5 protein-coding genes are annotated in these 12,239 nt (G+C 49.2%); all 5 read left to right on the top strand.

The window, feature by feature from the left end:
• Positions 1–5,153 (top strand): Ig-like domain-containing protein (locus QXF64_05520; protein ID MEM1689932.1); only part of this gene is annotated, 5,153 nt, incomplete at its 5' end.
• Between the two features lie 73 nt (positions 5,154–5,226).
• A complete protein-coding gene (locus QXF64_05515; protein ID MEM1689931.1) occupies positions 5,227–5,775 on the top strand; it encodes a hypothetical protein in 549 nt (182 codons plus the stop codon).
• The gene (locus QXF64_05510; protein ID MEM1689930.1) at positions 5,772–9,866 is read left to right on the top strand and encodes a LamG-like jellyroll fold domain-containing protein; all 4,095 of its coding nucleotides are present in this window, start codon (positions 5,772–5,774) and stop codon (positions 9,864–9,866) included. The genes QXF64_05515 and QXF64_05510 overlap by 4 nt, the downstream gene beginning before the upstream one ends.
• 110 nt (positions 9,867–9,976) lie before the next feature.
• The gene (locus tag QXF64_05505; GenBank protein ID MEM1689929.1) at positions 9,977–11,833 is read left to right on the top strand and encodes a DUF2341 domain-containing protein; all 1,857 of its coding nucleotides are present in this window, start codon (positions 9,977–9,979) and stop codon (positions 11,831–11,833) included.
• A 12-nt stretch (positions 11,834–11,845) separates the two neighbouring features.
• The coding region (locus tag QXF64_05500) for a hypothetical protein (GenBank protein MEM1689928.1) at positions 11,846–12,239 on the top strand (394 nt) is incomplete at its 3' end.

Raw genomic sequence — 12,239 nt, 5'->3', positions numbered from 1 at the left:
TGGGGCTGAATGGTCCAGGAACATTCTACAGGGCTGGAAGCGGTCAACAGTATGCGGGATTCTTCAAAGATGACAGTGGCAATTATAAATTCTTTTCTGATGGATCATGGTCGCCAGGTAACTACCAACCAGACGTTTATTACATTGCCACACTGTCTCTATACGACAATAACAAGATAAGGGCGAGGTTCTATTACGGAAGAGACAACGAAAACTACAGGTACCTTTTATGGGAAGCTCCCGAAAAAATCAGAAACTGGAACTACGCAACCGACCCAAACAACTACTGCGACAAATATGTTCTTGCAGCCTGGGACACCGGCGGAGATTCAAGCTACTATTTCGACTGGTTCTTCGTCAGGAAGTATGCTGCGGTTGAGCCTACAACAACTGTTGGAAGCGAGATGATGGCAATACTACCAACGGCTCCAAAGCTGATTTCGCCGTACAACACCAGCACGATAACAGATAATACCCCAACCTTCATCTGGGAAAAGGGAGAGTACGCGGAAAATCACAGGTTGCTTGTTGACAACGACAACGACTTCGGGTCTCCTGCGATAAACGTCCTGCTCGGGCCAAATGATGAAACATATACGCCGACCGTCGAGCTTTCTGATGGAAAATATTACTGGAAGGTCATGGCGATAAACGAGGCCGGAGAGAGCTCCTCAGAAGTTTGGTCTTTCAGAATAGACACAACTCCACCGGTCGCACCCACGCTCATCTCTCCACAGAATGGTTTGAATACAAATAACAAGAGACCAACCTTCAGCTGGTCTTCCGTTCCAGAGAACTCCACACCTGTCGAATACTACGCCGCTCTGAGCGACAATCCAGCATTCACATATGAGAATTTCAATACGTCGTGGATATTATCGACAACCTTCTCCCCACCAGGAGATATCCCGGACGGTCTCTGGTACTGGAAAGTGAAAGCAAGGGACAGCGTATGGAATGTGGGACCATGGTCAGAGACTTGGAGCTTCAGAATAGATACGGTTCCGCCTCAGGCTCCGACCATAACTGCCCTCTCAAATGGTGCAAACATAAACGATAACACACCAACGATTAGCTGGCAACCGGTGATAGAGAATTCTACTCCGGTTCTTTACAGGGTTGTGCTTGACGATGATCCGAACTTCCAGTCTATCGACAGAGACTCCGGCTGGATTTCTTCGACGAGCTGGACCGTCTCACCAGCTCTTCCCAATGGTGTGTGGTACTGCAGGGTTGCGGCCAAAGACAACGCTGGTAATGTAGGTGAAAACTCTCAAATTTGGTTCAGGGTAGATACGGTTCCGCCCCAGCTTCCGGAAAAAGTCTGGCCGGAAGATGGCGCCATAATAAATGACAACACACCAACACTAGTTTGGCAAAACGTTTACGAAAATTCTCTCCCAATAGTTTACATAATCCAAGTCGATAACGAGCCCAGTTTCACAGGTTCGCTGACCCTAACGGTGGAAAATTGGGAGATCTCCGGAACATCGAGTGTTACTCTCCCCGAACTTCCAGACAATGTTTATTATTGGAGGGTTAGCGCAAGAGACAACGCCGGAAATATAACTTGGGATTCTGGTTTCTGGAAATTCACTCTGGACTCGCTCTACCCCGTTCTCCGCTATCCTGAGAACGGTAAAACAATTGCAGACAACACACCAAGGCTCGAGTGGGAAAATGCAGCCGTCGCGGACTACTGGGAGGTCTGGCTTGACGACGACGCAGATTTTTCATCACCGCTGATATTGGAGAACACTACAGAAAACTATTTTGATGTTGCGGATGTTTTCTCTGGAGGTCTTCCTGACGGCATCTATTACTGGAGGGTGAGAGGTTGGAGGAATGGAGAGAATCATCTATTCTCGGAGGTCTGGACATTCGAGATCTCGCTCATATTCCCAGTTCTTGTCTCACCCGAGAACGGCGAAAACCTCAAACTCCCGCCGACTCTTAGATGGGACAACTTGACGGTTGCGGACAACTGGGAAGTCTGGGTAGACAATGATCCTGATTTCTCTCCACCGAATGTAATCCTCGAGAACACGAGCGATAACTACTATAATTTGTCGATGCTTGACGACGGAGTCTACTACTGGCGAGTGAGAGGTTGGAAAGCTGGAAGTAACATGTTTTCCGAAATTCGATGGTTTAGAATAGACACGATTCCGCCTGCTGCACCATCTCTCGTCTCGCCGTCCGATGGAGAGAACACGAACGATAACACGCCGACCTTGGTCTGGAACAACGTCTTCGAGAACTCCTTGCCCGTTGTATACACGATCGAGGTTGACAACGAGAACACGTTCACAGCCCCACTCGCATTCACAACAACCCTTACGGTCTGGTCAACAACAGGTACTTCCAGCGTAATAACTCCAGTCCTTCCGGACGGTGTATACTACTGGAGGGTGAAGGCAAGAGACAATGCCGGAAACGAAAGTGGATGGTCATCTGTTCAGAGATTTAGAGTAGACACGATTCCGCCGGCTGCGCCGCAGGTTGTAGGTCCGGAAAACGGAAAGAACCTTACAGTATTTGGAGCATCCGTAACGATTCCAGCGGAAAACTCCTATCCGCTGATTGTCGGTATAGGCTTTGACGACAATGAGAACTTCTCATCATTAGACAACATTCTAATGATAGTAGTCCATTCCCCCAAGTACATTGACAATTCCGTGATCTCCGTTTTTGCAGCGGATATACTGATGGACGTTTCAAATTTAGTCTATGTTGATAATTCAGGCTATCCGTCCCAAGTAATTCATCGGTATCAGTCGGGTTCTGTTATAGTGGAGTTAACAATAAATTGCGCACCCGACGGCACGATCCAACGCATCACATTCGTGCAATATTCCCCGCTCTTGAGGGATGGAGTGTATTATGCGATTTCCGCAGCAATCGACAATGCTGGAAACATGTCTGATTTTTCAAACATAAGATGGTTCAGGCTCGACACTGTTCCGCCGGCTCCCCCCGTGTTGGTCTCTCCTGCGAATAGAGAGAACACGAATGACAACACGCCTACTCTCGTCTGGAACAATGTCTTTGAGAACTCTCTCCCGGTCGTCTACACGATAGAGGTCGACAACGAGGACACATTCACAGCCCCGCTGGTCTTTACAACAACCCTTACGGTTTGGTCAACAACAGGTACTTCCAGCGTAATAACTCCAGTCCTTCCGGACGGTGTATACTACTGGAGGGTGAGAGCTAGGGACAATGCCGGAAATGAAGGCCCATGGTCATCGGTGTGGAGGTTTAGGGTAGACACTATTGCTCCGCCAGCTCCGACGCTTATCTCCCCAGAGAATGGTCTAAAGACGAAGAACACAACGATAACTTTTGTATGGTCCGCGGTAAGCGACAACTCACTGCCAATCAAGTATTATATATCGTTCAGCGATGTTTCTAATTTCTCTCACGAAAACTATGGAACATGGACCGAGAATACAAGCATGACTGCAGATAATGTTCCAGATGGACTCTGGTACTGGCGCGTGAAAGCGAAGGATAATGCTGGAAATGAAGGTCCATGGTCTGCTATCTGGTGTGTGAGAGTGGACACAGTACCCCCAGCCGCACCGATTTTAGTTTCTCCAACCAACGGCGAAAACACCAGCGACAACACACCTAGACTGACTTGGCAAGTCCCGTTTGAGAATTCTCTTCCGCTGAGCTTCCAAGTTCAGGTCGCAACAGACAACGGATTCTCGAACATTGTTCGAACCAGCGCCTGGGTCTTTGATAATTACTGGGAAGTCTCACCAGCTCTTCCGGACAATGTTTACTACTGGCGCGTGAAGGCGAGGGACAATGCCGGTAACGAGGGTAGCTGGTCATCGGTCTGGAGCTTCAGGGTAGTAGCCGCTCCTCCGGCCACACCATCTCTAATCGCGCCGGCAAATGGTTCATGGATAGAGGAGAACAGACCGACGCTCAGATGGACTGCTGTGGTAGACCCAAGCGGAATAAAATATGTCGTTCAGGTTGACAACGAAAACACGTTCTCATCGCCGCTAGTTCATGAGAACGTTAACGTGATCGACAACTTCTACACACTACCGATAGCACTTCCGGAAGGGTTGTACTTCTGGAGAGTCAAGGCTGTCAGCGGAAGTGGTCTGGAGAGCGGATGGTCATCCATCTGGTCTTTTGGTGTTGACAATTCGATTCCATCTGCTCCAACGATAGTCTCGCCGATCACGGGTGAGAATACGAACGACAACACTCCAACGCTCATCTGGCAGCGCGTGGTGGATCCGTCCGGAATAAAATACGAGATTCAGATAGACAACGATGAAAACTTCACCTCACCATTCCTGACGAGGGACAACTTAACTAATGAAAACTATGTTCTGGAGAACGCCCTGCCCGATGGAAAGTGGTACTGGAGAGTCAGAGCAGTTGACGGAGCCGGCCACGCGAGCGCTTGGTCAACCTCCTGGTTTATCGTTGATACGGTTCCGCCTACAGTTTCCCTCACGCAGACTCCGCCGAGCACCACGAGTGAAACCTCGGTTTCATATTCCGGAACTGCAACGGATGTGACAACAATAGTCGTCGCCGTCGAGTACAGAGTGAACGCCGGCAACTGGGTAAATGTTTCGATTACAAAAGGTAAAACGGTTTCCTTCTCTTTCACGATATCCAACCTTGCGCCCGGTTCTTACACGGTTGAGGTCAGAGCAAAGGACAACGCCGGTAACTATTCATCACCCGTCTCCCACACGTTCACGGTAACGGCCGGTGACTTCTCCATCTCGGTCTCGCCAGAGAACATCAAGATTAAACATGGTGAAAACAAGACAGTGACGATCACGATAACAGCAATCCAAGGATTCTCGCAGGAAGTTTCGCTTTCGATCTCTGGACTTCCGGGAGGAGTGAGCGCATCCTTCTCGCCGCAGTCCGGAACTCCAACTTTCACATCGACGCTCACGATAACCGCAACTCCGGTGGCAGAACCCGGAGTTTACACGTTAACAGTGACTGCAAGTGGTGGTGGCAGGACGCACACCGCGACCATAACTCTCACGGTTGAAACACCTCCCGCACCGGGTCCGGCAGTGTCTTGGACAGTGGCTGCTGCGATAGCTGTCGCGGTAGCAGTGGTGATAATAATCATACTAAAGTTCTTCATCTTCGCGTAGTCGGACAATTTGAAGAAAACAGAGACTAGCGAAAGGTTTTTAAAACAACATGGGAGAATTCGTATAGAAGTCTATGAGAGTTGTGATGTATGCATCCCTGCTCCCGCTCGCTTTTGCTATTTCCCTTCTAGCGTCAGGAATGTCAACGGCGAGCGTGGCGATCAGCTTTCCTCCATACCTCGACAACTTATCATTGAAGGAGGGGCAAGAGAACACTTTCAGGATAACCGTGATTAACTACTATCCGCAACCTTTGGCCGTCACGATTTCAGACAACTGTGATAATAGAACGGTTGTTGTCTCTTATCCCAGCGCGATTCTAGTTGAAAACGGTTCCCCCAACGAAGGGGCCGTGGGGCAAGTTGAGGTGAAAGTCAAGGCGAAGGCGCCCGGAACATTCTGGTTCTCGCTCGATGTGAAATGTGCGCTGGCCGGAGAAGCCGAGAATGTGGAAAACATAACCGGCGCAACGATAGTGAGAACATTTGGTGTAAACTTTAGAGGAGAAGTCCGGGAGAAAGGTCTGAGTCTCCAGCTGGTTGCTGCAATAATTGTAGCCATCCTGATAATTCTTGTCGCGGTTTCAATCGCGGTCGTAAAAACGCAGAGGATGACGACATGAAACATCTTTCCAAGTTCTGCCTTGTCCTCATGCTTCCGGCTCTTTTTGCGTTATTGATGGCAATGCTTTCCGTCTCCCAGCAATCCTTCAACCTTTTAAAGCCAGAGAACAACGCTCAACTTTACGATAACAGGGTGACTTTTGTCTGGGAGAACGCAGGTGTCATCAAAAGGACGTACATCAACTTCAACAATCCCTCCGCGAAGCCGCATATAGAGTTCCCGAAGTTCACAGAGCTTTCTGGTTCTATAGATTTCACCGCGAGCATATGGGTGAGATTTAATGCTCAGCCGCCTGTTGCAGACCATGATAAAATCATTGACTTTTCACTTGGGACTGGTTTCCAGCTCAACTACGAAAGCACAAGCGAGGGTCTAAGATTCACGGTAAGAGACCAGAATTTAAACGAGATAAAACTTCCGACCTACTACACACCACCAGTGGGTGAGTGGCATCTCTACACTATAGTCTTCCAGCGTGGAGTGAGGATGGCGGTTTATGAAGACAACAGATTGCTCAGAGAGCTCACATCCGGGGTTCCAACCTCGATAGGAGATTGGTCTACGCAGAATCCAGGCGCAAATCTTGTCGGCGTGGGACTTGGTCAAAACTATCCAGTCAACGCAGCCGTTGACGATTTCAGAATATACAGGCGAGCTCTATCTCAAGCGGAGATAGAAAACCTCTGGCTGGGCAAGCCAATTGACAATACCGATTTGTTTGGTTGGTGGAAGATGGACGAGGGAAGCGGAAGCACCGTTTTTGATGCATCGGGGAATAATCGAAACGGGACCCTCAGAAACAGTCCACAGTGGGTTACGGAAGGAAATCTCCTCTACTATGAAATCTGGCTCGATGGTTCAAACATCGAGAACACCACGTCAACTAGTTATACTAAAATCGTGTCGACAGGAGATCACAATTGGCAAATCGTAGCTGTACTCGATAACGGAGACAAAATTTACTCAAGCGTGTTCAGGTTCTCCATCCTCGAGGACAACATACCACCCGCTCCCTTCAATCTGATTTCACCTGAAAACAATGCAATTCTCACCTCAACGAACGTAACGTTCAGTTGGGAGAACAGTTCGGATGCGCAAACGGGTCTCGCAGGATATGAGCTCTGGGTTGATGGATCGAAAGTTGCGACCACGACATTGACTTCTCACACCCTGCAACTGCAGGCCGGAACGTACAGTTGGTATGTTGTGGCTCTTGACAAGGCTGGGAATTCTAGAAGCTCACAAATCTTCACTTTCTCCATTGTTACGGTGAGACCATTCACCCTCACAGCACCAAACGGTGCTTGGATTTCATCCCCACCAGTTGTCTTGGTTTGGGAGAATGCTCCAGATATGCAAGTCCAGCGGTATGAGGTCTGGATAGATGGTGTCAACGTAGAAAACACAACTTCAAACACTGTTGTGCTCTCAAATGTTTCAGCCGGTGTTCACGAGTGGTGGGTCGTAGCAGTTGGAGCCGGAGGAGAAAGAAAAAGATCGGAGAACACCTTCATCTTTGGTGTTGGAAATCCACCGGAATATCCACGAAGAGAGTTTGTGGACGGCTTCGAGCAAGCATTAACAAACTATTCGGTCAGCGGAATGCAACTTACGACCAATGCGATCTACGGAACTAGATCTTTGCAATACACTGGAACCGGGATTGGTTATGCTTACAGAAATGATGTGATGCTCGGCGAAGAGGAAGGAAGAGTTTCCGTGATCTTTGTTCTAGATTCATCAAACCCGATGCCCGGCGTGGGGTTTGCGTCGGATAACGGAATATGGGTATTTGCATATGTTGACACGGCAGCCGGAGACCTTATAGTGGCCAGAAAAGCTGGTTATTCCATCTTTGACGTCACTCCCTATGAATGGTGGAAGAGGGACGAGATCGGTGGTCTCGTGTGGGCAGAAGAGCAGGTGGGAGGAGAATACATATGGAAAGTTGAGTGGGCGGGAACGGGCTTTCTTCAGCAGGGAACACCTTATAGGCTGGTTCTGGAGTATTCTCGAAGATCTAAAACAGTGATGGCTTACGTGCAGGAAGTTACGGGTTTCGAACTGGCCAGAGTAAGGACGGTTGTAGATACCGACTATCCACGATATCCTTTGATTCTCTCCCGCGGCCCGGCTAGGTTTGACAACTTCAGTTTCTCTTTCTTGGACACTTGGACGTACAGGTGGAGAGTAGATCTCCCGTGGAATCCCGTGCTTACACCAACTCAAGGAACGTGGGATCAGATGGGAGCTTTCAACCCGGGAGTTGCATATGTCAATGGCACGTTCTATATGCTTTACAGGGGGAATCCGATACCAGCCCCGCCGGAAGGACCGCCAAACAGCAACATAGGTCTTGCCACAAGTACTGATGGTGTTCACTGGACAAAGCATCCAAGCGCCGTGATAACTGACGGTCGACCCGAGGATCCAGAACTTCTTTACGTAGATGGAAGATTTTATGCCGAGTACACGAACGTAGACACTTCGCAGGGAAGGATGGCGTGGAGCACGGACTGCATAAACTGGAGCTCCCCTTGGGTGATCGCGGTTCACGATCAATACGGACAGCACAAGGTTGTGGCGATTTTAGACTTAGATGCTTGGCCAAGCGGAAGAAGAGTCACCTATGGCGGACAGACGTATAGATTCATCGGGTACAAAGAGGGTGGAGGGGTAATCTTCACGAACAATCTTGAACAGTCAAACTGGATCGTGACCGGTGGAGGTACGGTTCCAGCTGGCAACAACATTTGGGGAGATTCGGAGAATCCAGTAGGTGATGCCTTCGTAGATTCGGATGGTAACATCAGGGTGCTGATATGTGCGTCTACTCTTGAAGGCTATGTCGGTGGCACGGAGGCGACGATCGCGGAAGCCATCTTTGACGGATCACAGCCATGGAGGCTTTTGAAGGTTTCAACGCTTCCTTTCATTCCGGTTTACTACGGAAAGGCGCCAAACGGAGCGACGGGAGCAGCTTGGAATGACGGACCGAACTTTCCAGGTCAGACGATTTTAGTAGATAATTGGCTCTATTGCTATTACGGGGCGAACGACACGAGCACGGGGCTTGCAGTTGCCTACTACGGTCCGGAGTTTGAATACAGAGATCTGACGGCCACCGTTCTGGGGCAGCAGGCAACCGTCTCTCTCAAGGTTAGAAATGTTGGAAGCCATGATGGGAGCGGGTGGGTAAAACTCTATGTCAACGGTCAACTATTTGACACGAAGACCTTCACTCTTGTCAGAGAGAACGAGACCACACTCGCTTTCACGATTCCGTTGAGCGGACTCACAACTGTTTGGATTGAAGGGTTGATACCGATCAACAACAAGCTCGGACTCTCGGCCGGGCAGTATTCATTTGTGAGACCCTCTTCAAGCGGAGTCGGATTTGTTGAGATAGCCAGACTCTCGTTGGCGCTCACACCGTCAGCAGAAAATGTCCCGATATTCGTAGTTGAGAATCTCAGACTCTCGAAGGAAAACGTCAAGCCCGGCGAAAACATCACAGTGTCTGTGGATGTTGCAAATGTTGGAACGGCGGCAGGATCCCGCACGTTAGTTCTCAAAGTAGATGGAGTAGAAGTTGAGAGCAGGGAGGTGACGCTCGGGGCTGGGCAGAAAACGACCGTCACCTTCACGATCTCCGTCGAGGAACTTGGGGAGCACACGGTTTCTGTTGACGGTCTGAGTGCAACGTTCTTCGTTGGAAGGATGGGTGCAAACTTCATCCTCGAGAACCTAACGCTGTCAAAAGATAAGGTAAAACGCGGGGAAAAAGTGACAGTTTCAGTTATCGTCAAGAACATCGGAGACGAGACAGGCAGCTATCTTGTCATGCTGAAAGTAGATGGGGTTCTAGTCGAGAGCAAAAATGTTAGTTTGGATCCCTCTCAGTCGACCACGGTGAACTTTACGATCGAAATCGAGGAAGTTGGGGAACACACGATTTCCGTAGGGAACTTGAGCAAAATACTCACAGTCGTTGAAGAGGGTGTTTCACTTCCGGTAGTTTTGGCGATTGGAATCGTTTGTGCCGCGGCCGTTGTGGTAATGCTTCTGAAGTTTATCGTTTTAAAATGAGAATTTTTCGGCTGGCTTGGCTTGAAATCAGGATTTTAAAGGTTTTTAAATCACCGAAAACTTTTTATGACATAGTAAGAAGTCTTTATTGCAAAAAAAAGGTAGATAGAATGAAAAGAGTTAAGATAGGAAAGGGATTTGCAGTTTTCCTCAGCGCACTTTTGATCACAGCGATGGTTCCAGCGATTCTTCTCGTGACATCTTCTGCAGTTAGTGCCCAAGTTACTTGGTGGAACGACGCATGGCCGTACAGGAGAAAAATAACGATAAGCGGGAGCCACCCAGAAAACTTCCAGATAAAGATCGTTATCCCGTCGGACATTCCTAAGAGCATGTATCCAAGCATCCGATTCATCGAAGACGAGACTGGAGACCCGCTGCCCTATTGGATCGAGAGGAATGAAAGCGGTTATCTGAACGTGGCGTGGGTACGCAGACTGCAGAACACTGACGACTCAATTTACATGTATTATGGAAATCCGTACGCAACGAGCGCTGAAAACGGTGACGACGTCTTCCTCTTCTTCGATGATTTCCTCTACACAAGTTTGGATCAGCTTTCTCCCAAATGGGGAAGGAGCAGCACTGGTGTCGATGTCTTCGGGTATGTTTTAAGGCTCGAGGATTACAACGACCAGGAGGCTTTTATTGAACATGGTCCGGGACAGGGTATTGGTTATCTGAACACCAGAAGAATCATTGAGTTCAGAATAAAGAACGCCTCGACGTGGAGAGGAGGAGTTTGCCTAGAGGGTCCAGGTTGGGGAATCAAGGAGATGGCGGGGATTTTCAAAGCCGATGGAGACTTCAAGTTTTTCGTTGATGGAACGTGGGGACAGAAATTGGTTGAAGGGAATAAGTGGTACATCGGGCAGATAATTCTTCATGGGCCTGATGGACAAAAGGAATGGATAAACGTGAATTTCTACTTCGGAGAAGACAACGCGAACTACAGAGAATTGCTTGAAAACGTCAGAGATTGGCAGTTTGGAGACTGGGCACCCGAGGAGGGAGGATGGTATATCGATAAATACAAGCTGAGAGTCTGGAATGGTGGAGGAACTTCATCCTACTACTACGACTGGTTCTTCGTCAGGAGATACAATGATCTCGGTCCGGATCCAGTCACGACTGTCGGAAGTGAAGAAACTAACCCGACGGTCGGCTATCTGAGCGGTTCGGCTAGCATCTCTGAGTATCCGTGGACGCCAGACGTTCAGAGCGTGGTTCCAGCGGACACAGCTTGGACACCATATGTCTGGACCACAGTCACAGTGACAGTTTGGGATGGCAACATGAACCTCTCAAGCATAACTTTGATGGCTTATGAGAGTTCTCTGGGTAGTGGCGACCCAGACAGCACGAGAAACCACTACACGTGGCAGGCCACGAAGAGTGAAGGAACGTGGAGCTTCAGCTGTCCGCTAGGATCAGCCTACATAGACACAACTGGATGCTCAGTCTCGGAGGATGCAAACACAAAGACATACACGGCGACATTCAAGGTGAGAGTTGCAAAGACAGCTGCTCCAGGAACATGGGATCTCTATGCGAGCGCAACTGACGATACAAATCTCTACGATTATCTGGAGAACGCTAATGCTGTAACTGTTCAGGTATACTTAGAGATGGCTCTGAGCACAAATACGCTCACCTTCTTAGGAATGCAGGGGCAAAGCGTCTATGCGAGCCAGAGTCCAATGACTGTCACAGTCACGAGTAACCAAAACTTCGATATAAAGGTAAAGGCTGCAGGTGACTGGGTGAAGGGCGCTGACACGATGCCTGCGAGCGCAACGAAGGCGATAGGCGAGACAACTGTCTCCTTGAGCACAGCATATCAGAATGTCTGGAGTAATGTTCAATACGGAGAAGACGTGGCGAAGCAGATTCAGTGGAGACTCGACATACCTGCCGACGCAGTTCCAGGAGACTACACGAACACATTCTACGTGAGAGTCGAGTGAAGGGGGAAGACGATGAGGAGCAAGATCGCTTCACTGCTGATTCTCATCCTATTGACTTTCAGCGTCAGCGCGGTCCCTCTAGTTATATCTGCGGAGGAAAGAGAAGTCTCTGGCTCTGCAACGGTGACTGTTGTTCCTTACCCGCCGATAGTTCAGAGCGCCGTACCAGCGGTAACCGAGTGGATTCCCTACACTTGGCAGACAGTGACAGTGGTGATAACGGACCAAGACATGAACCTCTCAAGCATAACTTTGATGGCTTATGAGAGTTCTCTGGGTAGTGGCGACCCAGACAGCACGAGAAACCACTACACGTGGCAGGCCACGAAGAGTGAAGGAACGTGGAGCTTCAGCTGTCCGCTAGGATCAGCCTACATAGACACAACTGGATGCTCAGTCTCGGAGG

Source organism: Candidatus Hadarchaeales archaeon (assembly GCA_038823825.1).
Lineage (GTDB): Archaea > Hadarchaeota > Hadarchaeia > Hadarchaeales > Hadarchaeaceae > JAVZGN01.
Note: the sequence above shows the minus strand (reverse complement) of the source record. Positions and strands in the feature narration are given on the sequence as shown.